Genomic DNA, 25,222 nt, shown 5'->3' on the forward strand with positions numbered 1-25,222 from the left:
ATAACTCGGTGGCGAGGTGATGAGACGCGGATTTTAGCGTTCGATTTGGATTTCGCCGGAAAAGACCATCACTTCCCCGCATTCAACTCTCTCGCGTAATACATCGCCGCCGCATCGATCTCCTCAGAAGTCATGTTCCGCGCAACATTGCGCATGACTTCATTGATATCGTTAGTCCGCGTCCCGTTGGCAAACGCGACCAACTGCGCCTTGGTATAGGAAGCAGGCAATCCATCGAGCCAAGGGCTGCCAGCCTTGTTATCGATGCCACCATGACACGCCGCACACGGCGCGATATTGCGCATCGGCGCACCATGCGCGACGATCGGCGGCGCGAGCGAATCGCTCACCTTGCGCTGCGCGGGCGGCCTCGGCAGGCTCGCATAGTAAGCGGCAAGATCCCGCATATCCTGATCCGAAAGATTCATCGCCATCGGCGACATCACCGCATTACTCCGCGCGCCCTTCTGAAAATCGATCAGTTGCTTGTAGATCACCGACGCATACTGCCCCGCGAGATTCGGCGAGTTGGCCTCGCTCATGCCGCGCTCGCCATGACACATTGTGCAGCGCAAGGCCAGCGTCGCGCCGCGCCCGATCGAGTTCGCGTTCACGTCGACGAGCAGTTGCGGCGTGACTTCGACGCTCGTGAGCTTCACCTTCGGCGCCATGATCACCTGGTCGTCCGCGTACCAGCTGCGCGGCACGCCGGCCGCGCTGCAGATCGCGTTCCAGATGCCCGTGAACTGCGCATCGCGCTGCACCGAAGGCAACCACACGAAGCCGATCAGGATCGATACGACCGCAAGGGCGATCGTGCCCACAACGCTGACCGTGAACCAGCGGTTGCGGAACGTGAAGAGGCGTTCGTCGCTCATCGCTGTGCTCCGATCGGCACCGCGGGCACCGCCGTATCGGACCGCGCGATCAGTTGCGCAATCGGAAAGCCGTAGTTGACGAGGGTCAGCCCGATCATCAGCGCGAGCCACAGTGCGAAGCTGTTCAACGCCACCGGCAGGCTGCGCGGCTCGTGCACCGCGCGGCTAAAGCGAAACTCCTCGACCGCGATCTTCGGCGCACGATGCCCCTTGATCAGCACGATGAAGAACAGCACCGCCGACACCACGAGAATGAATCCGCCGATCACCGAAATCACCACCGAAAGCGCCTGCGCCGCAATCTCCGGGTCCTTGTAGTCGTAGAAGGCCATGCGCCGCGGCATCCCCAGAATGCCGACGAAGTGCCACGGAAACGTCAGCACGATCATGCCGACGAACCACAGCCACAACTGCCAGCGCATCAGCTTCACGCTTTGCAATGCACGGCCCGTCAGATGCGGCCACAAGTCATACGCGATCACGAAGTACATGATGACGATCGCGCCCGCGAAAATCAGATGAAAGTGGCCCGTGATCCATTGGGTGTTGTGCACGGTCGAGTCGAGCTGATAGCTCATGTTGATGAGCCCGCCCGCGCCGCCGAAGCCGAGCATCACGAACGAAAACGCGACGGCGAGCATCATCGGGTTGTCCCACGGCAGCGCCTTGATCCAGCCGAACGGCCCCTTGCCGCCGCGCAGCCGCGCCGCGATCTCCACCGACGCGCAGATCGTAAAGACCGTCAGGAAAGTCGGCACGGCGACGAGCGCGGTGAACACCGAATGCAGGAACTTGAAGCCCGATCCGACTTGCGGATCGGCGAAGAGATGGTGCATGCCGATCGGCATCGACACGACGAGGAACAAAATGAACGAGATGCGCGCCATCGCATCGCTGTAGAGGCGGCCGCCGATGGCGCGCGGAATGATCGTGTAGTACGCGATATACGCCGGCACCAGCCAGAAATAAACGATCGCGTGCAGCGTCCACGAGAAGAAGATGCGCGCGAGGCCGGCATCGATGGTCGTCTTCCAGCCGATCGCCACCGGCAGGATCATGAAGATCACTTCGATCGCCGCGCCCACCGCCGTCCAGCCCCACAGATACGCGCCCGCGACCGTGGCGAACATGGGAAGCGGGATCGTCTTGCCCCGGTTCTCACGCTTCCACGACGCCAGATTCACCGACATCAGCGCGACCCACACCCACGAGCCGACCACCACGAGCACGACGCCGACGTAATAAAAAACGTTGCCGATCATCGGCGGATAGAAGGTGTAGAGCACGGACGCGAGACCCATCGCGACGGGCACGGTCGCCGTCACCGCGCCGATGGCGACGAGCCAGAAACCGAGCCACGCCCAGCGCAGGCCAACGAGCGGACGCTTCAGCGCGAGCTCGCTGACCGCATAGCCGAAGCCCATCGCGACGAGCGTCGGAAACGCATAGCCCATCACGGTGCCGTGCTCCGTCACCGAACGATAGTAAAGCTCCGGATTCTGCAGCCACGGATGCAGCGGGCTGCGCACGAGCATCTGCCATGCGCCGAGCAACAGCGCGACGCCGAAGGCGCCGAACGCCAGCCAGAAATGCGCGAGTACGAGGCGCTTGCTATTTAACACAGGACACTCTCCGCGAATTGGCCGGCAGCGTGTCGGCCATCTGCTTGAATTCGGCGCGATCGACGACCTTCACGTGCGCCCACATGTTCTGATGCCCGGTGCCGCAGAACTCGTGACACGGCATCAAATGCTCGCCGGGCTTGTCGAAGGTCGTCTTGAAGGTCGAGACGTAGCCCGGCTCCAGCATCGAATTGATGTTCGTATTGGTGATGAGAAAGCCGTGCGCGACATCCGAGCTCGTCGCGCGGAACGTGACCGGCACGCCCGCCGGCACGACGAGGCATTGCGGCGTGAACGAGTACTGCTGCGCGACGATGCGCACCGTCACCGAGCCGTCCGCCTCGGGCGCGCTGCCGAGATTGCTTTCGATGAACTCGCCCGACACGTGCAGCGTTTCCGGGCGCACCGTCTCGACGCGCGAAGGCGGCATCATCGCCCAGTGCAGGCCGGTGTAGACGACCATCGCCACCAGCACGACGACGATCGCGAGTACGAGAATCGCCCAGCGCCGTTCGACTCTGTCGGCGACGTCGTGCGAGCTTGGATCAATGGCCATATGCGATGCCTTAATAAACCTTGCGAATCACTGGATCACGCCGCGCGGCAGGAACACGGCGAAGTAAAAGACGAACCAGATGCCGATCACGATCGCGGTCGAGATGCCCGCGAGCGCGATCGCGCCCGACGGGCCGCGCTTCACGATCTCGTCGACCTTCGCGTCTTCCGGCGCGGCTTGCTTCGGGTCTTCGTTCATGGTGTGGTCGATGTTCGAAACAATGCTCAAAAGCGATGCTCAATAAAGTGGCGCCGAACGCAATTCGTTGACTTCCTTCACCGTGACCGGCGTGCCGCGATTGCCCCACGCGGTGCGGATATACGTGACCACCGCGGCGACTTCGACATCGGAAAGCGACTGCGCGAAAGGCGGCATGCCGTAAGGCTTCGGGTTCTTGAACGTGCCCGGCGGATAGCCGCCGTTCAGCACCATGCGGATCGGGTTCACGGCCGAATTCATCACGATCGACTGGTTGTTCGCGAGCGGCGGGAAATCGGGCGGCTTGCCCTGGCCCTGCGTTGCGTGACACTCGGCGCACTGCGCGTCGTAGATTTTCTTGCCGAGCGGCGAGAGACTCGTCTTCTGCTCGACGACCGCCTGGCTCGGCGGGCTGGACTTGTCGCCGGAGCGCGCGGGCAGCGCCTTCAGATAGACGGCCATCGCGCGCACGTCTCCTTCGGTCAGATATTGCAGGCTGTCGTAAACAACTTCGGCCATCGGTCCGTACACCGCGCCGCGATTGCTCACGCCCGCGTGCAGCAGTCCGACGATTTCGTCGATGCTCCAGTCGCCGAGACCCGCTTCCTTGTTCGACGTGAGCGACGGCGCATACCAGTTCTGAATCGGGATCAGGCCGCCTTCGAACGCCTTCGAGGTCACGTTGCCGCCGAGCGCGTTGATCGCGGTATGGCACATCGAGCAATGCCCCAGACCTTCGACGAGATACGCGCCGCGATTCCATTCCACCGATTGCTTCGGATCGGGCTCGTATTCGCCCTGCTTGAAGAACAGCGAGCGCCAGCCGAGCAGCAGTTGCCGCTTGTTGAACGGAAAGCGCAGTTCATGCGGCCGGTTCGGCTGATGCACGGCCGGCGTGGACATCAGGAACGCGTAGATGGCGTCCGAGTCCGCGCGCGTCACCTTCGTGTAGGACGCGAAGGGCATCGCCGGATAGAGCAGCGAGCCGTCGCGCGACTTGCCGGTGTGCATCATTGCGTAGAACTCGTCGGCGGTCCATCGGCCCAGGCCCGTCTCCTTGTCCGAGGAGATGTTCGGCGTATACAGCGTGCCGAAGGGCGTGTCCATCGGACGGCCGCCGCCGAAGGTCTTGCCCGCGGGTAGCGTGTGGCACGCGATGCAATCGCCCGCGCGCGCGAGATATTCCCCGCGCTTGACGGTGGCCGGGTCCGCGCCCTGCGCCACGGCCTGCCCGATGGGCGCGGCGCACGCCGCCATGAAGACCGCGACGGTCAGCGCTCGGAGATGTCGAAATCGGAGCACGTCGGTCCTCGGTTAGTTGTGAACGCTGCCGCACGCGAGCGGCATCTTGAACGAGCCGGCGGCGACGGGCACCGGATTGGCCGGCGCCGGCAGCGACGCGAGATAGGCGGCGATCGCAGTGATGTCGCGCTCGGACAGCAGCTTCGCGACCTGTCCCATGCAGTCGGGCGCGACGGTCGAACGCGTGCCGTAGCGCCAAGCGCCGAGTTGCGCGCTGAGATACTCCGCGTGCAGGCCGAGCAGACCGGGTATCGCGGGCTCCATGCCGGTCATCGACGTCCCGTGGCAGGCGACGCACGCGGGCACCTTCCGTGACGCATCGCCCTTCGTGACGAGCGTCTTGCCGAGATCGAGCGTTTTCGCATCGACGGTGACGGCGGCGGGCGGTGGAAACGGCGGACGCTCGCCCGCGAAGTAGTCGGCGATCTGCTTCAGATACGGGTCCGGCAGATACGCGAGCAGGTAGTTCATCGGCGGATACTTGCGCCGGCCGTCGCGAAAAGCGAGGAGCTGGTTGTACAGATAGCCGGCAGGCTTGCCGGACAGACGCGGGAAGTAGTCGTTATCGGTGCCCTCGCCGTGCGCGCCGTGACAGGCCGCACAGCCCATCACGCGGGCCTGCATCGTGTCCGGCGCGCGTTCGAGGGGCGCACCGCCCGGGGCGTCCGCCGCCGACGCCGCGATGCCGAAAAAGGCGAAGAGCGCGGAGAACACGAAAGCGCTGCGCTTTGCCACGTTTCGCACGTAACCCCCGTTGTCGATTTGCCGTGTTCGATTTGTCGGGCGCGTGTTGCTCGTACCCAACGCGGTTTTTCAAGGCGCTGCAATGTGCTTGCTGCCGATGGGTTGCGCTTGGCTTTTCTGATCTTAGGAGAGACCGCCCGTTTTTCCTATATTCAGAATTGTCTCAATGCGTCGCGTCGATGCGTGTGACACATGTGATCGTCTTTTGCGTTTGAACAATGAATCGCATTTTTTCGAGACAAGCAACGGCTTTGCTCACTTAAGCCCGAGCCGCCTCGCGAGACGATTGAGATTCGCGCGATCCATGCCGAGCTCGCGCGCGGCCGACGCCCAGTTCTGGTTGTGACGCTTGAGCGCGTCGAGGATCAGCGTGCGCTCATAGGCCGTCACCGCTTCGCGGAAGTCCGCGCCCGGCGCGGGCAGCGGCGACACCGGAGCGGGCGCGAGCGCCGGCGTGCCTGGCGCGCCATCGCCGGACAGCGTGAGATCGGCGGCGGTCAGCGTCAGGATGCGCGGACGCTCCCGATGCGCCGCGAGCGCCTTCAGCGCGCTGCGCCCGATCAGATGCTCCAGTTCGCGCACGTTGCCGGGCCATCGGTACGCGAGCAGCTCGGCCTGCGCGTCGGCGGACAGACGCAGACTCAGCAGCCCGAGACGCGAGCGGTTCTCTTCGAGAAAGTAGCCCGCGAGCAGCAATACATCGCGCCCGCGCTCGCGCAGCGGCGGCACGACGAGCGGATACACCGACAGCCGATGATATAAATCCGCGCGAAAACGACCTTCACGCACCTCCTCGGCGAGATCGCGATTCGTTGCGGCGATCAGCCGCACGTCGACCTTGTGCTCGCTGTCCGAGCCGATGCGCTGCAACTGGCCGTTCTGCAGCACGCGCAGGAGCTTGGCCTGCACGGGCAGCGGCAGTTCGCCGACTTCGTCGAGAAAGAGCGTGCCGCCGTCGGCGAGTTCGAACTTGCCGCGCCGGTCCGACGACGCGCCCGAGAACGCGCCGCGCACATGCCCGAACAGTTCGCTCTCGACGAGCGTATCGGGCAGCGCCGCGCAGTTCAGGCTGATGAGCGGCTTGTCGGCGCGCGGCGACAGCGCATGGATCTCGCTCGCGACGAGTTCCTTGCCGACGCCCGTTTCCCCCGTGACGAGCACCGTCAGATCGCTCGACGCGACGATCGCGATCTCTTCCTGCAAACGGTTGTGCGGCGCGCTGCTGCCGATCATCTCGCGCCGACGCGGGCCGCTCGCCTGCCGATACACCTCCGCGCGCTGGCGCTCGGCCTCGCTCGTGCGCGCGAGCGTATCAATGCGCTCGGCCACGCTCACGGTCGCCGCCGCGAGACTCAGAAACGCCTGCAGCGACGCCATGTCGATGCCATCGAAACGCGCGGGATCGAGCGCGTCGAGCGTGAGCAGCCCCCACGCGCGCCCGTGAATGACGAGCGGGCAGCCCAGGCAATCGTGCACTTCCAGATTGCCGCTGACACCTTTCACGAGGCCGTCGTAGGGATCGGGGAGATCGGAGCTGGCGGCGAAGCGCGTGGGCTCTTCGCGGGCGAGGATGCGCGCGAATCGCGGATGCTCGCTCACGCGAAAGCGCCGGCCGAGCGTGTCGCTCGAAAGCCCGTCGATGGCGAGCGGCACGAGCGTGTCTCCGTCGAGCCGCAAGAGCGCGGTCGCGTCTCCGGGAAAGAGCGCGCGCAGCGTGTGCAGCAAACGCCTGTAGCGCTCGGTGTCGGGCATCGCGACCGACAGATCCTCGATGAGCGGAACGAGTGCATCCAGCAGCACTCGCGAAGTCATTGCGACTACTTCGGCAGTCTTTTTGACTAGAGTCGAATCGACCATGTTGAGCGTTAAACGATTGATTTATCGACAATTCTACTCTGGCACGGTTCGTGTATAAGATTCTGCCGAAGATTTTCGATGCGGAAGCGCCCCGCTCCCGCCTTCATCACACGAGGAATCGAAAAATGCTGTCAGCAGAACACCGCGCCATCGTCAAGGCAACCGTCCCCCTTCTGGAAAGCGGCGGCGAGGCGCTCACCAGGCACTTCTATAACAAGATGCTCACCGAGTACCCAGAAGTGCGCCCGATGTTCAATCAGGCGCATCAGGCGAGCGGCGCGCAGCAGCGCGCGCTGGCCAACGGCGTGCTGATGTACGCACGGCATATCGACGAACTGGAGAAGCTCGGCGGGCTCGTCGGGCAGATCATCAACAAGCACGTCGCGCTGAACATTCAGCCCGAGCATTATCCGGTCGTCGGACGCTGCCTGCTCGCGTCGATCCGCGAAGTGCTCGGCGAGGAGATCGCCACCGACGCCGTCATCGACGCATGGGCGGCCGCTTACGGCCAGCTCGCCGACCTGCTGATCGGCCTCGAGGAAGGCATTTACAGCGAGCGCGAACAGGCGCCGGGCGGATGGCGCGGCACGCGGCCCTTCGTCGTCGCGCGCAAAGTGAAGGAAAGCGACGAAATCACGTCGTTCTATCTCGTGCCCGAAGACGGCGGCGCGCTGCTAGATTTCCATCCGGGTCAGTACATCGGACTGCGCGTGTTCGTCGACGGCGTGGAACTGCGCCGCAATTACTCGCTGTCGGCTGCGCCCAATGGCCGCGAATATCGCATCAGCGTGAAGCGCGAGGCAAACGGCAAGGTGTCGAACTTCCTGCACGAGAAGGTGCATGAGAGCGATGTGCTCAATCTCTATCCGCCCGCCGGCGATTTCAAGCTCGAAGCCAGCGAAAAGCCGCTCGTGCTGATCAGCGGCGGCGTCGGCATCACGCCCACGCTCGCGATGCTGCACGCCGCGCTAGAAACGAAGCGCCCTGTCCACTTCATCCACTCGGCGCGGCACGGTGGCGTGCATGCGTTCCGCGCGGTCATCGAAGACCTGGCGGCGCGCCATCCGCAGTTGAAGCGCTTCTACTGCTACGAGCACCAGCGCGATGGCGATCATGAAGCGCACGGCATCGGCTTCGTCGATGAAAAGCTGCTCGACACGTGGCTGCCGAAGAACCGCGACGTCGATGCGTACTTCCTCGGACCGAAGGCGTTCATGAAGGCCGTGAAGCGGCATCTGAAGGCGCTCGGCGTGCCCGAGACGCAGAGCCGCTACGAGTTCTTCGGCCCGGCCGCGGCGCTCGATTGATCTTCGCGCGTGACACTGCGCCTCTCGACCCGCGGCGCATTCGCTCCGCGGTTTTTTTGCGCGCGGTGTCCGCGACGAAGGGCTTCGGATCGCGTTTACTGGTTACCTGAAAATCCGCAAAAACGGTCATTTCAAAAAACCACCTCGACACCTAATCTTCTCTTGCCGCGCCGATCTGGCGCACTGTTCGAACCCAGGCAAAGAGGATACGTCGATGCAACCCCGTCTCGATTTCTACAAAGCCAGCCCCGCCGCGATCAAAGCCATGCTCGGCATCGAAGAGCGTATCGGCAAGTCGTCGCTCGAAAAATCGCTGACCGAACTGGTGCGCCTGCGTGCATCGCAGATCAACGGCTGCGCGTTCTGCGTCGACATGCACACGGCGGATGCACGCAAGGGCGGCGAAACGGATCGGCGGCTGGCGACGGTGGTCGTGTGGCGCGAAACGCCGTTCTTCACCGACCGCGAGCGCGCCGCGCTGGAGTGGACCGAAGCGTTGACGCTGGTGTCGCAGGGCCGCGTGCCCGATGCCGTGTGGGAAGCCGTGAAGCCGCATTTCAGCGACGAGGAAATCGTCGACCTGACGCTGCTCGTCAACGCGATCAATAGCTGGAACCGCTTTTCGATCGCGTTTCGCAAAATGCCGGCGTGATGACTTCGTGAGACGTTCTCATGTCGCCGGCGCGGGTTATTTCGTTGCTCGCTCGCGAGTGACGGTTTCATCGTGAGGATGTCATGAAGATCGCAGAACCCAACACCGTTTTCGTCGTGGCGCCGGAGCGGCGGCAGCCGGAACATCGGCGGCGCTTCGCGCCGTTCAATCTTGGCTTCCGGACGTTCTATCTGTGCGGCGCGGCGTTCGGCGCGGTGGCGCTGAGCGTGTGGCTGCTCGTGCTGTCGGGCGTGCCGGTCTTCGGCGGCTATTTGCTGCGCGCGGACCCGATTGGCTGGCACGCGCACGAGATGGTGTTCGGTTTCGCTGCGGCGATCGTCGCCGGGTTTCTGCTGACCGCCGTGCGCGCGCGGACCGGGCACGACACGGCAAAAGGCGCGACGCTCGCCGCGCTCGCGCTACTCTGGCTCGCGGGGCGCGTGCTCGTGTGGAGCGGCCAGGCGCTGCCGGCTGCGATCGTCGATAGCGCGTTCCTGCCCGTCGCCGCGTTCCTGCTGCTGCGCGTGCTCGTGAAAGCGGGCAACCGGCGCAATTACTTCATCGCGGTGGTGCTGCTTGCGTTCGGCGCGCTGAACGCGGCGGCGATATCGCGTGCTACGCGCTCGTGATGGCAGCGGGCGCACTGCGCGTGCTCGGGCCGCTCGCCGCGCCTTCATGGCATTCGACATGGATTTTCGCGGCCGGTATCGGCTGGGTGCTTGCATTCGCGCTCTATGTCGCCGCGTATGCTGCGCCACTCTTCAGGGCGCGCGAGGACGGCAAGCCAGGTTAAGGTGACGACGCTTTTTGACATCGTGACGAGCGCGTTCCGCGAGAATTCGCGCTCGGCTTTCCCTTTCCGATGTCACCATGAAACACCTTCGATTTCTTTGCGCCGCGCGGCGGCGCTCGTCGCCGTATCCCTCACGCTCGGCGGTTGCGGCCTCTTCGGCTGCAACGGCTTTGCGACCAATGGCGGCGGCTTCGGCGGCTGCAGCGTGGGCACGCGGTTCTGAACGTCTTCCCCACCAATGCGGGGCTCGCTTCGTCTATCTCCTGAATATTCGCGGACTCCCCGCGCGAGCCGGGTTGGCCCGCGCGCCGCTCGCGGCCACACTACAGTCACTGGGCAACATCGACATCGACTGGAGATTGGCATGAACGCTCACATCAGTCTGGCTCTGCTCGCTCTCGTATCGCCGGCTTGTGCGCTGGCCTTCGTCGCGCGGATCGCCAGCATCGACGCCCGCATGCCGCGCTTCGCGCATTGCGTCGCTCAGCGCCGCGCATCGAATCCGCGGCGTCATCTGCCTTCGTTTCGCGCGTCGCCGTAGAACGCCCGTCGTGCTGCCTGGATCACGGGGATTAGAGAGCGAGGAGACCACCTGCCGGCGGCACGATAAAATCGCGCATCCGCAATGCGGCGCACACGCCGCATCATCATCAGTCGCAAAAAGCGGAGAGCGCGAGCTCGATAAGTAGAAAACGGGCGACACGCCGGGTCGCCCGCCTCAGCCGTATCACTCCTTCACGATGGGCGTGTACGACATGTCCAGCGATGAAGCACGCGCATGCTTCTGCGTATGCGCATTACGCATCGGCTTCAGCACGAAGATCGCGAGCAACGCCGATACCGCCGCCATCCCCGACGCGAGCATGAACACCGCGTGCCAGCTTCCGGTCATCGTCGTGATGACGCTCGAGAACGGCACCAGCAGCGCGGCCGTGCCCTTCGCCGTATAGAGCAGACCCGCGTTGGTCGCCGCGAACTTCGGACCGAAGGTGTCGCCGCACGTTGCCGGGAAGAGGCTGTAGATCTCACCCCACGCGAAGAACACGATGCCGGTCAGCACGACGAACGCCACCGGATCATGCCCGTACCTCGACAGCGCGACGATGCCCACCGCTTCGATCGCGAACGCGATGAACATCGTGTTCTCCCGTCCGATGCGGTCCGACACCCAGCCGAAGAACGGCCGCGTCAGCCCATTGAGCACGCGGTCGATCGTGAGCGCGAAAGTCAGCGCGGGCAGCGTGAGACCGAGCAGCGACACGGGCGAATCGTGCAGGCCGAAGTCCTTCGCGATCGGCCCGAGCTGCGCGGTCGCCATCAGACCGCCGGCGGCCATCATCACGAACATCAGGTACATGACCCAGAAGATCGGCGACGCCAGCACCTGCTTCGGACTCGCGTTGTAGACCGCGGCCTTGACCGTGCTCTTCACCGTCGCGAGCAATTGCGCGGGCGGTGCGTACAGCGCCATGCCGAGCAGGAACACGATGAGCCCCTGCCCGAGACCGAACCAGAGGAAAGTCGATTCATAGCCGCTCGACTTGATCATGTGCGCGATCGGCACGACGGTCGCCGCCGAGCCCATGCCGAAGCCCGCCGCCGTGATGCCCGCGGCGAGCCCGCGCCGTGCCGGGAACCACTTGAGCGCGTTGCCGACGCACGTGCCGTACACCGCGCCCGCGCCCACACCGCCAACCGCCGCCGCGAAGTACAGCAACGGCAGCGACGACGCCACCGAATTGAGCGCCCACGCGATCGCGCATAGAAGGCCGCCGCCCACGACGACCGGGCGCGGCCCGTACTTGTCGACGAGATAGCCTTCCACTGGCACGAGCCATGTTTCCGTCACGACGAAGATGGTGAAGGCGACCTGAATGGCCGCGCGTCCCCAGTGATACTTCTCGTCGATCGGGTTGACGAAGAGCGTCCAGCCGTACTGCATGTTGGCGATCATCGCCATGCAAATCACGCCGAAAACCAACTGCACCCACGGCGACGCCAGGCGCGACGCCTTGTCTTCGCGGTCCTTCTGGTTCATTCCCATGCCTGTCTCCTTGGCAAATCTGCCTTGTGTAATCGGACGCCGAACGGCGCCTCGCGCAACGCGTTTCCAAGCTGCGCCGCATATACACAGTATGTGATATATCAAGTAAGTCAAGCGAAAGAATTGGCGGGGTTTTCACTGATGCGAGCGGTCGTCGTAAGCACTTGAAAGCTGCAGTGGCCAAGGCTTCGAACAGACAAAAAAAAGCCCGGCAGAGAAAGCCCTGCCGGGCGATGAGCGTGGGCGAGACATGGCAATCCGCAGCACGCCCTCTCTTTATAAATGAAAGTTAAACGTAATGTAAACAGGTATTTTTGTAGGATTTACGCTGCGGTGAATTCGGCGTTTTCTAGAACACGTTGACAGGCACGTTGACCATCAAACGGAACACGTCGCTCGAGCCGTCCGGATAGTACGCGCTGTTGCTGTGATGATGCATGTAGTAGAACTTGACCGACGTGTTCTTGAACTTGCCGTCCGGCACCGTGTAGCTCGGGATCACGCCGAATTCGTAGTGCGTGCCGTGGATCGGCTGACCGTCGATGATGTAATTCGCCGCCTGCGCCGTGCCGCTGTTGGCCATCGCGCTGCCATCGGCACCCCAGCCATAGGCGCTCCACATGGTGAGCTTGAGGCCCGGCACGCCGTACTGCTTCATGTTGAGCGTGTACGAGAGGCTCACTGATTTTTCGTGCGGCTGGTTGTAGTCCACGTCGAGCGAATTCGAGAGATAGTCGCCCGCGGATTGGCCCATGTAGTCGAACGTCTGATCGCTGACGATCTGCTGGAACGCGAACTGCACCGTATGTGCGCCGTGTGTGCCGGCGAGCGCGAGCGAGTAAGCGTTGTTCGTGATCGGGCCTTGCCGCTTGTCGCCGATCGCGCCCGTGTAGTAGTAGTTCAGCGAGCCGGTCCACTGGATGCCCTTCGGATCGCCGATGCTCTGCGTCGCCGTCAGGTAGTACTGCTGCCACACCTCGTTCGCGACGCTGCCGTACAGCGACACGGAGGTATCGTCGCCGTGCGTCCAGTCGCCGCCGAAGTACGTGAACCGCGAGACGTGCGTGCCGCCGTATTCCGTCTTGAGACCGGTGACCGTCGTCATGCCGCGCGCGATCACGCCGTCGACCGTGCCGGCCTTCAGCGTGAGGTTCTTGATTTCGTCGCTTGCGAGTGAGAAGCCGCGATACGTCGGCGGCAACGCGCGGTTGTCGTGCGGCACGAGGAACGGGTTGTCGAAGAGTTGCTGACCGTACTTGAGCACCGTGTTCGACACGCGCGCCTTGACGTCCCACACGCCCGGATAGGCCCACGCGAGCTGATTCGCGCCGCTCGGGTCCACGCTCGACGACACATGCACGCGATTGCCCGCGCCCTGCCCGCCGTTCAGCTTGAACGCGCCGAAGAGCGACACGTCGGCGCCCAGCCCGATCAGTCCTTTCGTATAGCCCGATTCGAATACGGCCTGCGCGCCAAGCACCCACGCGTCTTTCTTGCCCGCGCCCTTGAACTCGTCATGCTCGGTGAAGGAGCGCAACAGCATATTCAAATGCGAATCCTCGATGAAACCCTTCGCCTTCGTCTGATTGCTCACCGGCGCGTCCGCTTCGGTATTCGGCGGAGAATCCGGCGGCGCTTCGGTGTGGCGTGACGGCGGTTGAGTATCGGATTCATCGGCGTGCGCGGCGAACGCGGCGGCCATGACCCCGCTGAACAACAAAATCGATAGCGCGAGTGAACGTTTTTGTTTTATCACGAAAAGATCTCCACTTATTGATTCAACTGCTGACGGCTTTATCGAAACTAAGGATTGCAAAACGCCCTGCTCGCAACGTCGATAAAAACGTCGGGGCATACGGGCTGTCGGGCAAACGGACGAAAGGCGGGGCGGCGCACGGGCCGCCTTGATCTGAAGACGTTATCTATTGCGGGGGCGTTGCTTCCTCGAATGTCATGGGTTTTGAATCAGCGCGGCTGAGCGGTCACGCAAACAGGCACGCCGCCGATGAACCCGCGCCCAGCGTTCGCAACGCCGGCACTTCCTGCGAGCAGCGCGCCTGCGCCATCGGGCAGCGCGTGTGAAACACGCATCCCGAAGGCGGATCAATCGGGCTCGGGATATCGCCCGACAGAATCTGCACGGTCTTGGCGCGCTCCACGGACGGGTCCGGGACCGGAACCGCCGACAGCAACGCGCGCGTGTACGGATGACGCGGCGTGTCGTAGAGCGCGTGCTTGTCGGCGAGCTCCATCACGCGGCCGAGGTACATCACCATCACGCGATCGGAGATGTGGCGCACCACGGCCAGATCGTGCGCGATGAAAATGAGTGCGAGCTTCATCTCCTTTTGCAGCGACTTGAGCAGATTGACGATCTGCGCCTGGATCGACACATCGAGCGCGGACACCGGCTCGTCGCAAATGACGAGCTTCGGCTCGACGATCAACGCGCGCGCAATGCCGATGCGCTGACACTGCCCGCCCGAAAACTCGTGCGGATAGCGGTTGATCATCTGCTCGCGCAGGCCGACCTTGGCCATGATCGCGCGCACGCGCTCATCGGTTTCACGTTTGTTCATACCGGGCCGATGCTCGACGAGCGGCTCCGCGATGATCTGCCCGATCGTCATGCGCGGATCGAGCGACGCGAGCGGGTCCTGAAAGATCATCTGCACGTCGGCGCGCACGCGGTGCCATTCGCGCTTGCCCGCGCCTGACAGCGTCGCGCCCATCCACACGATGTCGCCGCTCGTCGCCGGAATCAGGTTCAGGATCGCGCGCGACAACGTGGACTTGCCGCATCCCGATTCGCCGACGACGCCGAGCGTTTCGCCCGCCTTCAGATCGAAGCTGACGCCCTCGACTGCCTTCAACGTGCGGCGCGGCGCCCACGGCAGACGGTTCTTCGGCTTCACCTGAAAATGCACGCGCATGTCGCGCACGGAAAGAATCGTCGCGTCAGACATGGCTCGTTTCCTTCGTGATCAGATGAACCGGACGATGGCAGGCCCGAAGCCAGCCCGGTCCGACCGCTTTCAGCGCGGGCGCGTCACTACCGCATTCGGCGCTCGCATCGGCGCAGCGTTCGTGGAACGGACAGCCCGCCGGCGGATGCGCCATGTTCGGCGGATTGCCGGGAATGCCGGTGAGTTCGCCGCCTTCGTGATCGAGACGCGGCAGCGCGCGCAGCAAGCCGATGGTGTACGGGTGCGACGGCTTCGAGAACAGCGTGGCCGCGTCGCACTGTTCCATCACGCGGCCGCCGTACATCACCATCACCTTTTCGCACAACCCGGCGACGACGCCCAGATCGTGCGTGATCAGCACGATCGACGTGCCGAAGTCGTGCTGCAAGTTACGCAGCAATTGCAGGATTTGCGCCTGCACGGTGACGTCGAGCGCGGTGGTCGGCTCGTCGGCGAAGAGCACTTCGGGCTCGCACAGCAAGGCCATCGCGATCATCACGCGCTGGCGCATGCCGCCCGACAGCTCGTGCGGATACTGCCCGATGCGGTGCGCCGCTTCGGGAATGCGCACGGCTTCGAGCATCGAGATCGCGCGCTTCGTCGCTTCGCGCCGCGTGACGTTCTTGTGCAGCTCCAGCACTTCGGTCATCTGCCGCTCGATCGTGAGATACGGATTGAGCGAGCTCATCGGATCCTGAAAGATCATCGAGAGGCGATTGCCGCGGATGCGGTTCATCGCCTTGTGTGACATGCCGATGAGATTCTCGCCACGATAAAACGCCTGCCCGCGCGCCCTTCCGTTCGATGCGAGCAGATTCATCATCGCGAGAATGCTCTGGCTCTTGCCCGAGCCGGATTCGCCGACGATGCCGAGCGTCTCGCCCGCTTCCAGCGTGAGATTCACGCCATTGACGGCGCGCACGGCGGCGTCATGCGTCGTGAATTCGACGTGAAGATCCTTGACTTCGAGTAGCGGCATGACTCACCTGTCCTTCGGATCGAGCGCGTCGCGCAGCCCGTCGCCGACAAAGTTGATGCAGTAAAGCGTGATCGACAGGAACGCCGCCGGGAACAGCAAAATCCACGGCGACGACTCCATTACGCCGACGCCGTCCTGGATCAGCACACCCCAGCTCGTCATCGGTTCCTGCACGCCGAGGCCGAGGAACGACAGCACGGACTCCGTGAGAATCACGGCGGGCACGGTGACAGTCGTGTAGATCGCGACGATGCCGAGCAGATTCGGCACCACATGCCGCGCGATGATGCGCCGCGTCGGCACGCCGATCGCGCGCGCCGCCTCGACGTATTCCTTCGAGCGGATCGAGAGCGTCTGGCCGCGCACGACGCGCGCCATGTCCATCCACGAAAAAATCGTGATGGTGATGACGACCAGATAGAACTCGCGGCCGAGCAGCGTGACCATCAGGATCGCGATGAGCAGATACGGAATGGCGTACATCATGTCGACGATACGCATCATCGCGTTGTCGACACGGCCGCCGACGAAGCCCGCGATCGCGCCCCACACGACGCCGAGCGTCACGGATGTCAGCGTGGCGAGCGCTCCTATCATCAGCGATACGCGGCCGCCGATCAGACAGCGCACGAGCAGGTCGCGGCCGGTGTCGTCGGTGCCGAAGAGATGCCAGTTGGCGAGTGTGGGCGGCACGCTCGTCGCGTTCCAGTCGGTGGAATCGAATGCGTTCGGCAAAAGCCACGGTCCGATGATGCACGCCAGCGTAATCAGCACGAGCAAGGCCAGGCTCACGACCGCGGCCTTGTTGCGCAGGAAACGCGCGCGCGCGTCCTGCCACGGACTGCGGCCCGCGACAGCCCTTTCCAGCATGGGAGCAAGAGAAGCAGATTTCATCGCGTGCCCTCTCAGTAGCGAATCTTCGGATCGAGCCACGCGTAGGCGAGATCGACCAGCAGGTTGAGCAGCACGGCCACGACCGTCACGAGCACGACGAGACCGAGCACGAGCGTGTAATCGCGATTGGCCGCGCCGTTCACGATCAGCTTGCCGATGCCCGGCAGCGAGAACACCGACTCGGTGACGACCGCCGCCGTGATCGACGAAATCGCGAGCGGCCCGATCACCGATACGACCGGAATGAGCGTCGGTTTCAGCGCATGGCGCAGCACGATGGTCCGCATCGGCAAACCCTTCGCGCGCGCGGTGCGGATGTAGTTCGTGTTCAGCACTTCGATCAGGCTCGCGCGCGTCACGCGGCCAACCGTGGCGACGTTGATCATCACGAGCAGCGCGACGGGCAGCGCCATGTAGCGCAACTGGAAGTCATTCCAGCCGCCCGCCGGCAGCCACTTCAGCAGGATCGCGAACACGAGGATCAGCACCGGTCCGAGCACGAACGACGGAAACGCATTGCCCGCGTTGCTGACGAGCATCAGCGCGTAGTCCGCGACGCTGTTGCGACGCAGCGCCGCCGCGATGCCGAGCCCGACGCCGATCAGAATCGCGAGCAGCATCGACACGCCGCCGATCGTGAGCGACACCGGCAGCGCGCGCAGCACGAGATCGTTCACGCTCCAGTCGGCGTAGCGGAACGACGCGCCGAGATCGCCGTGCAAGAGGCCATCGAGATAGTAGAGATACTGCTTCCACAACGGCTCGCCGAGGTGATACTTCGCCTGAAGGTTGGCGAGCACTTCGGCGGACACCTTGCGCTCGCCGTCGAACGGACCGCCGGGCGTCGCGTGCAGCAGCAGATAGCAGACCGTGATGACGATCAGCAGCGTCGGCAGCGTGAGCAGCACGCGCCGTAGCGTGTAAGACCACATGAGAAAGGCTCCTTTTCGTCAGTGCTTGACGATGTACAGATCCTTGCTGCCATAGTGATCCATCGGGTTCTTCAGCGAGTATCCGCCGACATAGCTCTTCACGAGACGCGGCAAGCCGTATTGGAGAAGCGGCAGCATCGGATAGTCGTCCATCGCGATCTTCGCGGCCTGCGTCTGCAATTGCGTGCGCTTCGCGAGATCGGTGGTTTCGCCGGCTTCCTTGATGAGTGCGTCGGCCTTCGGGCTGCAACTGAAGTTGTCGTTTTGCTCGGATTTGCACTGCACTAGCGTGAGGAAGGTCGTTGCGTCGTTGTAATCGGCCACCCAGCCGTTGCGCGCGATCTGATAGTCGCCGCCATGACGCTTCTTCAGCAGCACCTTGAACTCCATCGACTCGATGTCCATCGTGAGGCCGAGCTTCGTCTTCCATTCCGACGCGACGAAGATCGCCATCTTCTTGTTGTAGTCGCTCGTGTTCATCGCGAAACGCAGCTTCGTGCCCGGCTTCACGCCCGCCTGTGCGAGCAGCTTCTTCGCTTCCTCGACGCGCTTCGCCATCGGCCACGCAGACCATTCGTAGTTCGACACGTCCGCGCCGCTCACACCCTTCGGCAGCAGGCCATAGAGCGGCGTCTGGCCATCGGCGGTCACGCGCTGCGCGAGCAGATCGCGGTCGATCACCATCGACAACGCCTTGCGCACGCGCACGTCCTTCAACAGCGGATCGCGGTTGTTGAAGCTGTAATAGCGCGTGCCGAGGATCAGCGAGTTGCGGATGTCCTTCGGGAACTGCTGGCTGTATTTCGAGTACGTGCCGGTGGGCAACTGATACGTCATGTCGTTCTCGCCCGACTGGAACATTTTGACGTCGGTGTTCTCGTCCTCGATCGGCAGATAGGTGACCTGCGTCAGTTGAACGTTGGTCTTGTCCCAGTAGCTCGCGTTCTTCGACAGCACGAGCTTGCTGTTGACCTGCCAGTCCTTCAGCTGGAACGCGCCGTTGCTGACGATGTTGCCCGGCTTCGTCCAGTCCTTGCCGAATTTTTCGATGGTCGCGCGATGCACCGGCCCGAGGTTCGGATTCGACATCAGTTCCGGCAGGAACGGCACGGGGCCATCGGTTTTGACTTCGATCGTGCTCGCGTCGATGGCGCGCACGCCGAGCGCGGTGACAGGCTTCTTGCCCGCGACGATATCCGCGCCGTTCAGCAGGAACGTTCCGTACACGCTCGCATATGACGACGCGGTTTTCGGATCGAGGAAGCGCTGGCAACCGTAGACGAAGTCGTTTGCGCTGACGGGATCGCCATTGGACCAGCGGGCGTTCTTGCGCAAATGGAAGATCCAGGTCGTGGCGTCTTTCTGCTCCCATTTCTCCGCCACGCCGGGCACGACGGTTCCGTCCGAGTTCGTCGCGGTCAGGCTTTCGAACAGATCGCGCGCGACATTGGCCGCCACCACGGTTTCCACCAGCGCCGGATCGAGCGTTTCGACCTCGGAGCCGTTGTTGCGCACGAGCTCCTGCTTCGCGGCGAGCGCGACGCCGGACGGCACGATGGCGGCCGTCGCGATCGATGCGTTCAGTGCGGAAAGGGCGAGCAGCGCCGCAGCGGCGGCGAGCTTCGTGCGATGGATCGATGCGTGGGGAACGGCAAAAAACGTCATGGGGAGTCCTCTTTGTTCGTCTCGTTTATCGCTTGCTGGTTTTTGTGGGCATTCGCGGCATTCGCGGTCGTTCGTGCATCGGCTTGTTTATCGCGATCAAGATAAACACACGCGCTGCGAAATTAGCAAAGCTAACAAAAAGCTTTCTGTCAACTGCCGACGCAGTGCGCCGACTGCGCGCTCGCTGCTCACGCCAATCGTTCTTTTCTTACGTGGCAGCTTTCAATCGGCGCTTCAGGCTGGCGGCGAGTATTTCGCATCAATAAGACGGATGCCACTCACATGTGCTTATAGACACTAAATTTTTCGAATAGTCGTTCGAATTGTTGCATCTGCGCACTGTCGGTTCGCGGCGGCCGGTCAGGGATGCGGCAGCAAGTGTCTGTTTCCTATAAGATCGGCGTCGCCGCATCCACATGTTTTAACAGTCGCCTCACAGCCGTCAGCAAGATGATCCGTTTCCGCCAGATCGAGGCTTTTCGCAGCCTCATCATGACCGGCACCAGTGTCGGCGCAGCCAAAAAGCTCCATGTGACCCAGCCCGCGATCAGCCGACTGATCGCCGATCTCGAAGCCGATCTGGGCTTCAGTCTCTTTTCGCGCGTCGGCGGCCGACTGAATCCGACGACGGCGGGCCTGCGTTTCTACAAGTCGGTCGAAGAAAACTTCCTCGGCCTGGAGCGCCTGAAACAGGTTGCCGACATGATTCGCGAGGAAGCCTCCGATGGCCTCACGGTCGCGTGCATGCCCGTGCTCGCGACGACGCTCCTGCCGCCCGTGCTCGCCGATTTCACCGCGCGGCACCCCGGCGTGCCGATCAAGGTCGATTCGGTGAAAGTGCCCGAAGTGCTCGTGAATCTGCAGAACCACAAGGCCGATATCGCGCTGAGCCTTGCGTTTCCCGCGGTCGCTGGCATCGAGGTGGAGACGCTGCTCAAGGTGCCCGCGTCGTGCGCGATGCCGGCCACGCACAGGCTCGCGAAGAAGAAAATCGTCCGTCCGGCCGACTTGCGCGGGGAAAAGCTGATCGGCTGGCTGCCGAACTCGCGCCAACCCTACGAGGCCGAGCAATCGCTCATTTCGTCGACCGAAGACCGGCCGCGCTACACCGTTTTCACCGACACCGCCCACACGCGCTACGCGATGGTCGCGGGCGGGCTAGGCATTTCGATCGTCGAGCCGTTCGCCGCGAAAGTCTGGCGGGCGCACGGCGTGGTCGTGCGGCCGTTCGAGACGGACATCGAATACGAATACGTGCTGTCGTATCCGAGCAGCGGCATCCGCTCGGATCTCGTCGCCTCGTTCCGGGATTCGGTGAAGCGCATCGTCGAGCACTATTCGTTCGACGCCCCGCTGGACGCCGCGGACTAACGCGCGTCCCGCGCCTCGCCACCTCCGGAATTGGCCCGGGCAAACGCGCGTTCGCGCTTCGCTTCATACTCTCGTTTGTTGCGCGCGCTTCAGAACCTCTCCAAGCATCGCCCGTCGCGCGGCGGGCCATCATCCACACGGAGCACTCATGCACGATCTCAAAGGCAAATCGATCCTCATCACCGGCGCGAGCACCGGCATCGGCGCGGCGGCGGCGCGTGCGTTCGCGCAGTACGGCGCCAATGTCGCGGTGCACTACAACAGCTCGAAGGACAAAGCCGAGGAAGTCGCCAGGGACGTGCGCGCGCTCGGCGTCACGGCGATCACGGTCGGCGCCGACGTGCGCGACTCGAAGGCGATCGATGCCGCCGTCGCGCAGACGGTCGATGCCTTCGGCAAGATCGACGTGCTCATCAACAATGCGGGCAGCCTCGTGAAGCGCGAACCGATCGCCTCCGCGAGCGACGAGCTCTTCGACGAGATCATGCACATCAACGCGCGCTCGGTCGTCGCGTTCACGCGCGCGGCGCTGCCGTCGCTGCGCTCGGGCGGCGGCGCCTCGATCATCAACGTGACATCGGTGGCGGCGCGCAACGGCGGCGGGCCAGGCGCGCTGCTGTATGCGGCGTCGAAGGGCTTCGTCAGCACGATCACGAAGGGCATGGCCAAGGAACTGATGCCCGACCGCATCCGCGTGAATGCCGTCGCGCCCGGCGTGATCCAGACGCCGTTTCAGGAGCGCTTCACGACGCCGGAGCAGCTCGAATCGTTCCGCAAGGCGATTCCGATGGGCTTCATCGGCGAGCCCGACGACTGCAGCGGCGCATTCCTTTATCTCGCCTCGGAAGCGATGTCGCGCTACGTGACGGGCCAGATCATCGACGTGAACGGCGGCCAGCTCATGCCTTGAGTCGATGCCCTGCATCGAGGGCCGCATCGCACGTGGTATAAGCACGTAGTTTTTCATCGCACGTAATAAAGGAGAACGCAGGAGATGCTTTTGAAACAAGAACCGCGCTTACGGTCTTTCGCGCTCGGCGCCATTGTGGCGGCGGCGCTCGTCACGGCGGGATTCGTCGACACCGCGCCCGCGCATGCGAAGACGTCCGACGCCCAGCCGCAAGTCTTGACGGCGTCGGCCGTCGCAGTCGCCGACAAATACGCCGCCGACACCGCCGAACAGATCTTCAAGCAGGGCGGCAACGCGGTCGATGCGGCCGTCGCGATCGCTTTCACGCTCGCCGTCACGTATCCGGAAGCGGGCAATATCGGCGGCGGCGGCTTCATGACGCTGTACGTCGACCATCGCCCGTACTTTCTCGACTACCGCGAACGCGCGCCCATGTCCGCGACGCGCAACATGTATCTCGACGAAAAGGGCGAGGTCATCAAGGGCATGAGCCTCGTCGGGCATCGCGCGGTGGGCGTGCCGGGCACCGTCGATGGCATGTGGGAAGCGCAGAAGCGCTTCGGCAAGCTGAAGTGGAAGCAGGTGCTCGCGCCGGCCATCAAGTACGCGCAGGACGGCTTCGTCGTCGACGATCAACTGATCGCGCGGCGCGACACCGCCGCGAAGGATTTCGCTGGCAAGACCAACTTCGATCTCTACTTCGGCGGCATGAAGGCGGGCCAGGCGTTCAAGCAGCCCGATCTCGCGAACACGCTGCAACGCATCGCCGATAAAGGCGCGAAAGGCTTCTACGAAGGCGAAACCGCCGACCTGATCGCCAGGTCGATGGAAGGCCACGGTCTCATCACGAAACGCGACCTGAAGGACTACAAGGCCGTGTGGCGTCAGCCGATCACCGCGAGCTGGAACGGCTATCGCGTGATCACCGCGCCGCCGCCGAGCTCGGGCGGCGTGGGTCTCGTGCAACTGCTGAAGATGAAAGCGGACCTGAAGGACAAGTTCGCCGGCGTGCCGCTCGATTCCGCGCAGTACATTCATCTCGTCGCGGAGATCGAAAAGCGCGTGTTCGCCGATCGCGCACAGTATCTCGGCGATCCGGACTTCTACAAGGTGCCGGTCGCGCAGCTCATCAACGACGACTACATCCTGAAGCGCGCGCAGGAAGTGAATCCGGACGAGCCTTCGGACACGAAGAGCGTGCAGCCGGGACTCGGCACGTCGATGCCGGAGAAGGCCGAGACGACGCACTTCTCCGTCGTCGACAAGTGGGGCAACGCGGTGTCGAACACGTACACGATCAACGGCTATTTCGGCTCGGGCGTGGTCGCGGAAGGCACGGGCGTCGTGCTCAACGACGAAATGGACGACTTCGCGTCGAAGCCGGGCGTGCCGAACATGTTCGGCGTCGTCGGCAGCGATGCGAACGCCATCGCGCCGAAGAAGCGCCCGCTCTCTTCGATGACGCCGACCATCCTCACGAAAGACGACAAGGTCGCGATGGTGATCGGCACGCCGGGCGGCTCGCGCATCTTCACGTCGATCTTCCAGGTCCTCTCGAACGTCTACGACTTCGAGATGCCGCTGCCCGAAGCCGTGGGCGCGACACGCTTCCATCATCAGTTGCTGCCGCCGAACACGATCTATCAGGAGCCGTATCAACAGCTCGATCCCGAGGTCGTCAAGGCACTGGAAGCGAAGGGCTACACGTTCACGATGCAGGGCTTCAACGGCGACATTCAGGCGATTCGCATCGACGGCGACAAGCCCGAACCGATGTCCGACCCGCGCGGACGCGGCCTGTCGCGCATCATCCGGTAATGCGCCGCACAACGGCGAGCGCGTAAATTAGCGCCCCCGGCCGGACTAAGCGTTTGCCCTAGTCCGGCCTTTTTCCGCTCTTGCGAAAGCCCCGCCCCGTATGGGATTCGCGGCATATAAGCCCTTCGGCATGAGCGGCATGTTTTTCATGGGATTGGACCCCGCGTTCTGTTCCCCTAGTCTCTGTCCTGACCGAGTGCAGCCCTCAACGCGTGTCACTCGGCATCATCCAGAACTACATACGAGACGACCCTGATGACGGACCGAAGTGCGTAACCATGCGCGCACGGTGTTCCGTTTCAGCGTGCTGATAAAGGAGCAGTCATGTTGGAATCCTCCGCCCAGCAACTTGGCGATATCGACATTTCCCCCACCGAACGCGAAGAGCAAAAAGAGGCCGCGAGCGGCGGCTTTCTCGATCGCTACTTCGGCATTTCCAGAACCGGCAGCACCGAGAAACGCGAAGTCGTCGCGGGCATCACGACGTTCCTCGCGATGGTCTATTCCGTGTTCGTCGTGCCGGGCATGCTCGGCAAGGCAGGCTTCGATACGAGCGCGGTGTTCGTCGCCGTGTGTCTCACGACCGCGTTCGGCTCGCTCCTGATGGGCGTATGGGCGCGTCTGCCGATCGCGATCGGCTGCGCGATTTCGCTGACCGCGTTCACCGCCTTCGGCCTCGTGCTCGGCAAGGGGCTTACGCCCGCCATCGCGCTCGGCGCAGTGTTCCTGATGGGCGTCGTCTTCACGGCGATCTCCGTCACCGGCGTGCGCTCGTGGATCCTGCGCAACCTGCCGACGGGCGTCGCGCACGGCACGGGCATCGGCATCGGCCTGTTTCTGCTGCTGATCGCATCGAACGATGTCGGCCTGATCATCAAGAATCCCGCACCCGGCATGCCGGTGTCGCTCGGGCATATCACGGCCTTTCCCGTGCTGATGTCGGTGCTCGGTCTCGCCGCGATCTTCGGCCTGGAGCGCCGGCGCGTGCCGGGCGGCATCCTGCTCGTCGTGATCGGTCTGTCGGCGATCGGCCTGATCTTCGATCCGTCCGTGCGCTTTCATGGCGTGTTCGCGTGGCCAGCGCTGTCGGCGCCGGGCCATTCCTCGCTGATCGGCGCGATGGACATCAAGGGCGCGCTCTCGATGGCCGTGCTGCCGAGCGTGCTCGCCCTCGTCATGACCGCCGTGTTCGACGCGACCGGCACGATCCGCGCGGTTGCGGGCCAGGCAGGCCAGATCGACCAGAACGGGCGCATCGTCAATGGCGGCCGCGCGCTGACCGCGGATTCGCTGAGCTCGATCTTCTCGGCCTGCTTCGGCGGCGCGCCGGCGGCGGCGTATATCGAATCGTCGGTGGGCGTGGCGGCGGGCGCGAAGACGGGCCTCGCGGCGACGGTCGTCGGCGTGCTTTTCCTCGCGGTGATGTTCCTCTCGCCGCTCGCCTCGCTCGTGCCCTCCTACGCGACGGCGCCCGCGCTGATGTACGTCGGTCTCCTGATGCTCGGCAACGTGAGCAAGCTGCATTTCGAGGACACCGTCGACACGATGTCCGGCCTCGTCTGCGCGGTGTATATCGTGCTGTCGGCGAATATTGTGACGGGCATCATGCTCGGCTTCTGCACGCTCGTGATCGGCCGGATCGTCGCGGGCGAATGGCGCAAGCTGAATGTCGGCACGGTGGCGATCGCGGTGGTGCTCGCCGTGTTCTATCTCGGCGGCTGGGCGATCTAGTTA

At 63.5% G+C, this 25,222-nt stretch carries 24 protein-coding genes; 10 read left to right on the forward strand and 14 right to left on the reverse strand.

Annotated elements, in window-relative coordinates; translation table 11 throughout:
* Positions 1 to 68: 68 nt before the first annotated feature.
* The 7 genes from AWB75_RS06145 to norR form a co-directional block, all read right to left on the reverse strand.
* Entirely contained in the window at positions 69 to 878 is an 810-nt protein-coding gene (locus AWB75_RS06145; protein ID WP_061123188.1) for a c-type cytochrome, read from the reverse strand.
* Complete coding sequence (locus tag AWB75_RS06150; RefSeq protein WP_061123189.1) at positions 875 to 2,500, reverse strand: cbb3-type cytochrome c oxidase subunit I; 1,626 nt, start codon at positions 2,498 to 2,500, stop codon at positions 875 to 877. Before AWB75_RS06150 ends, AWB75_RS06145 begins: the two co-directional genes overlap by 4 nt.
* Entirely contained in the window at positions 2,490 to 3,056 is a 567-nt protein-coding gene (locus tag AWB75_RS06155) for a cupredoxin domain-containing protein (protein ID WP_061123190.1), read from the reverse strand. Before AWB75_RS06155 ends, AWB75_RS06150 begins: the two co-directional genes overlap by 11 nt.
* Before the next feature lie 27 nt (positions 3,057 to 3,083).
* Positions 3,084 to 3,254 carry a hypothetical protein gene (locus AWB75_RS38030; protein WP_087086495.1) on the reverse strand — a complete coding sequence of 57 codons (171 nt, stop codon included), beginning with the start codon at positions 3,252 to 3,254 and terminating at the stop codon, positions 3,084 to 3,086.
* 39 nt (positions 3,255 to 3,293) lie between these two features.
* Positions 3,294 to 4,511, reverse strand: coding sequence for a c-type cytochrome (locus AWB75_RS06165; protein WP_061123191.1), 1,218 nt, complete (start codon positions 4,509 to 4,511; stop codon positions 3,294 to 3,296).
* A 57-nt stretch (positions 4,512 to 4,568) separates the two neighbouring features.
* Complete coding sequence (locus AWB75_RS06170) at positions 4,569 to 5,180, reverse strand: c-type cytochrome (protein ID WP_200822937.1); 612 nt, start codon at positions 5,178 to 5,180, stop codon at positions 4,569 to 4,571.
* A 375-nt stretch (positions 5,181 to 5,555) separates the two neighbouring features.
* Complete coding sequence (gene norR, locus AWB75_RS06175) at positions 5,556 to 7,157, reverse strand: nitric oxide reductase transcriptional regulator NorR (protein ID WP_061123192.1); 1,602 nt, start codon at positions 7,155 to 7,157, stop codon at positions 5,556 to 5,558.
* 125 nt (positions 7,158 to 7,282) lie between these two features.
* On the opposite strand from norR, the gene hmpA reads away from it, so the two are divergent.
* The 6 genes from hmpA to AWB75_RS37625 all read left to right on the forward strand — a co-directional run bounded on the left by hmpA (position 7,283) and on the right by AWB75_RS37625 (position 10,450).
* Complete coding sequence (hmpA, locus tag AWB75_RS06180) at positions 7,283 to 8,464, forward strand: NO-inducible flavohemoprotein (protein ID WP_061123322.1); 1,182 nt, start codon at positions 7,283 to 7,285, stop codon at positions 8,462 to 8,464.
* Positions 8,465 to 8,678: 214 nt separating this feature from the next.
* The gene (locus AWB75_RS06185) at positions 8,679 to 9,116 is read left to right on the forward strand and encodes a carboxymuconolactone decarboxylase family protein (RefSeq protein ID WP_061123193.1); all 438 of its coding nucleotides are present in this window, start codon (positions 8,679 to 8,681) and stop codon (positions 9,114 to 9,116) included.
* Between the two features lie 83 nt (positions 9,117 to 9,199).
* Positions 9,200 to 9,745, forward strand: coding sequence for an NnrS family protein (locus tag AWB75_RS06190; RefSeq protein WP_061123194.1), 546 nt, complete (start codon positions 9,200 to 9,202; stop codon positions 9,743 to 9,745).
* Positions 9,745 to 9,909 (forward strand): NnrS family protein, encoded by a 165-nt coding sequence (locus AWB75_RS38385; protein WP_235012002.1) that lies wholly within the window; start codon positions 9,745 to 9,747, stop codon positions 9,907 to 9,909. Before AWB75_RS06190 ends, AWB75_RS38385 begins: the two co-directional genes overlap by 1 nt.
* A gap of 1 nt (position 9,910) precedes the next feature.
* A complete protein-coding gene (locus tag AWB75_RS06195; RefSeq protein WP_061123195.1) occupies positions 9,911 to 10,132 on the forward strand; it encodes a hypothetical protein in 222 nt (73 codons plus the stop codon).
* Positions 10,133 to 10,273: 141 nt separating this feature from the next.
* Entirely contained in the window at positions 10,274 to 10,450 is a 177-nt protein-coding gene (locus AWB75_RS37625) for a hypothetical protein (protein WP_159462769.1), read from the forward strand.
* A gap of 186 nt (positions 10,451 to 10,636) precedes the next feature.
* Here the strand turns inward: AWB75_RS37625 and oxlT are convergent, their stop codons facing one another.
* The 7 genes from oxlT to AWB75_RS06230 all read right to left on the reverse strand — a co-directional run bounded on the left by oxlT (position 10,637) and on the right by AWB75_RS06230 (position 19,389).
* Positions 10,637 to 11,947, reverse strand: coding sequence for an oxalate/formate MFS antiporter (gene oxlT, locus AWB75_RS06200; RefSeq protein WP_061123196.1), 1,311 nt, complete (start codon positions 11,945 to 11,947; stop codon positions 10,637 to 10,639).
* 355 nt (positions 11,948 to 12,302) lie between these two features.
* Complete coding sequence (locus tag AWB75_RS06205) at positions 12,303 to 13,655, reverse strand: OprD family outer membrane porin (RefSeq protein ID WP_407642131.1); 1,353 nt, start codon at positions 13,653 to 13,655, stop codon at positions 12,303 to 12,305.
* A gap of 280 nt (positions 13,656 to 13,935) precedes the next feature.
* Positions 13,936 to 14,919 carry a murein tripeptide/oligopeptide ABC transporter ATP binding protein OppF gene (gene oppF / locus AWB75_RS06210; protein ID WP_061123198.1) on the reverse strand — a complete coding sequence of 328 codons (984 nt, stop codon included), beginning with the start codon at positions 14,917 to 14,919 and terminating at the stop codon, positions 13,936 to 13,938.
* Positions 14,912 to 15,898 carry an ABC transporter ATP-binding protein gene (locus AWB75_RS06215; protein WP_061123199.1) on the reverse strand — a complete coding sequence of 329 codons (987 nt, stop codon included), beginning with the start codon at positions 15,896 to 15,898 and terminating at the stop codon, positions 14,912 to 14,914. The genes oppF and AWB75_RS06215 overlap by 8 nt, the downstream gene beginning before the upstream one ends.
* A gap of 3 nt (positions 15,899 to 15,901) precedes the next feature.
* Complete coding sequence (locus AWB75_RS06220) at positions 15,902 to 16,792, reverse strand: ABC transporter permease subunit (RefSeq protein WP_061123200.1); 891 nt, start codon at positions 16,790 to 16,792, stop codon at positions 15,902 to 15,904.
* Positions 16,793 to 16,803: 11 nt separating this feature from the next.
* Positions 16,804 to 17,724, reverse strand: coding sequence for an oligopeptide ABC transporter permease OppB (gene oppB, locus AWB75_RS06225; protein ID WP_061123201.1), 921 nt, complete (start codon positions 17,722 to 17,724; stop codon positions 16,804 to 16,806).
* An 18-nt stretch (positions 17,725 to 17,742) separates the two neighbouring features.
* On the reverse strand, positions 17,743 to 19,389 hold the full coding sequence (locus AWB75_RS06230) for a peptide ABC transporter substrate-binding protein (RefSeq protein WP_061123202.1): 1,647 nt from the start codon (positions 19,387 to 19,389) through the stop codon (positions 17,743 to 17,745).
* Between the two features lie 450 nt (positions 19,390 to 19,839).
* Here AWB75_RS06230 and AWB75_RS06235 point away from each other — a divergent pair, with 450 nt between their 5' ends.
* From AWB75_RS06235 to AWB75_RS06250, 4 genes are all read left to right on the forward strand, one after another.
* Positions 19,840 to 20,760: a LysR substrate-binding domain-containing protein gene (locus tag AWB75_RS06235; RefSeq protein WP_061123203.1), complete on the forward strand. Its 921-nt coding sequence runs from the start codon at positions 19,840 to 19,842 to the stop codon at positions 20,758 to 20,760.
* A 148-nt stretch (positions 20,761 to 20,908) separates the two neighbouring features.
* Entirely contained in the window at positions 20,909 to 21,670 is a 762-nt protein-coding gene (locus AWB75_RS06240) for an SDR family NAD(P)-dependent oxidoreductase (protein WP_061123204.1), read from the forward strand.
* A gap of 84 nt (positions 21,671 to 21,754) precedes the next feature.
* On the forward strand, positions 21,755 to 23,488 hold the full coding sequence (gene ggt / locus AWB75_RS06245) for a gamma-glutamyltransferase (RefSeq protein WP_061123205.1): 1,734 nt from the start codon (positions 21,755 to 21,757) through the stop codon (positions 23,486 to 23,488).
* Positions 23,489 to 23,812: 324 nt separating this feature from the next.
* On the forward strand, positions 23,813 to 25,219 hold the full coding sequence (locus AWB75_RS06250; protein ID WP_061123206.1) for an NCS2 family permease: 1,407 nt from the start codon (positions 23,813 to 23,815) through the stop codon (positions 25,217 to 25,219).
* The last annotated feature ends 3 nt before the right edge of the window (positions 25,220 to 25,222 follow it).

This window comes from Caballeronia catudaia, from assembly GCF_001544755.2.
In the GTDB taxonomy this organism is placed as follows: Bacteria; Pseudomonadota; Gammaproteobacteria; order Burkholderiales; family Burkholderiaceae; genus Caballeronia; species Caballeronia catudaia.

Coding starts and splice junctions, on each gene's coding strand:
- AWB75_RS06145 (WP_061123188.1), bottom strand. CDS start 878: ATGAGCGACGAACGCCTCTTCACGTTCCGCAACCGCTGGTTCACGGTC.
- AWB75_RS06155 (WP_061123190.1), bottom strand. CDS start 3,056: ATGGCCATTGATCCAAGCTCGCACGACGTCGCCGACAGAGTCGAACGG.
- AWB75_RS38030 (WP_087086495.1), bottom strand. CDS start 3,254: ATGAACGAAGACCCGAAGCAAGCCGCGCCGGAAGACGCGAAGGTCGAC.
- AWB75_RS06165 (WP_061123191.1), bottom strand. CDS start 4,511: ATGGCGGCGTGCGCCGCGCCCATCGGGCAGGCCGTGGCGCAGGGCGCG.
- AWB75_RS06170 (WP_200822937.1), bottom strand. CDS start 5,180: ATGCAGGCCCGCGTGATGGGCTGTGCGGCCTGTCACGGCGCGCACGGC.
- norR (WP_061123192.1), bottom strand. CDS start 7,157: ATGGTCGATTCGACTCTAGTCAAAAAGACTGCCGAAGTAGTCGCAATG.
- hmpA (WP_061123322.1), top strand. CDS start 7,283: ATGCTGTCAGCAGAACACCGCGCCATCGTCAAGGCAACCGTCCCCCTT.
- AWB75_RS06185 (WP_061123193.1), top strand. CDS start 8,679: ATGCAACCCCGTCTCGATTTCTACAAAGCCAGCCCCGCCGCGATCAAA.
- AWB75_RS06190 (WP_061123194.1), top strand. CDS start 9,200: ATGAAGATCGCAGAACCCAACACCGTTTTCGTCGTGGCGCCGGAGCGG.
- AWB75_RS38385 (WP_235012002.1), top strand. CDS start 9,745: ATGGCAGCGGGCGCACTGCGCGTGCTCGGGCCGCTCGCCGCGCCTTCA.
- AWB75_RS37625 (WP_159462769.1), top strand. CDS start 10,274: ATGAACGCTCACATCAGTCTGGCTCTGCTCGCTCTCGTATCGCCGGCT.
- oxlT (WP_061123196.1), bottom strand. CDS start 11,947: ATGAACCAGAAGGACCGCGAAGACAAGGCGTCGCGCCTGGCGTCGCCG.
- AWB75_RS06205 (WP_407642131.1), bottom strand. CDS start 13,655: ATGGCCGCCGCGTTCGCCGCGCACGCCGATGAATCCGATACTCAACCG.
- oppF (WP_061123198.1), bottom strand. CDS start 14,919: ATGTCTGACGCGACGATTCTTTCCGTGCGCGACATGCGCGTGCATTTT.
- AWB75_RS06215 (WP_061123199.1), bottom strand. CDS start 15,898: ATGCCGCTACTCGAAGTCAAGGATCTTCACGTCGAATTCACGACGCAT.
- AWB75_RS06220 (WP_061123200.1), bottom strand. CDS start 16,792: ATGAAATCTGCTTCTCTTGCTCCCATGCTGGAAAGGGCTGTCGCGGGC.
- oppB (WP_061123201.1), bottom strand. CDS start 17,724: ATGTGGTCTTACACGCTACGGCGCGTGCTGCTCACGCTGCCGACGCTG.
- AWB75_RS06230 (WP_061123202.1), bottom strand. CDS start 19,389: ATGACGTTTTTTGCCGTTCCCCACGCATCGATCCATCGCACGAAGCTC.
- AWB75_RS06235 (WP_061123203.1), top strand. CDS start 19,840: ATGATCCGTTTCCGCCAGATCGAGGCTTTTCGCAGCCTCATCATGACC.
- AWB75_RS06240 (WP_061123204.1), top strand. CDS start 20,909: ATGCACGATCTCAAAGGCAAATCGATCCTCATCACCGGCGCGAGCACC.
- ggt (WP_061123205.1), top strand. CDS start 21,755: ATGCTTTTGAAACAAGAACCGCGCTTACGGTCTTTCGCGCTCGGCGCC.
- AWB75_RS06250 (WP_061123206.1), top strand. CDS start 23,813: ATGTTGGAATCCTCCGCCCAGCAACTTGGCGATATCGACATTTCCCCC.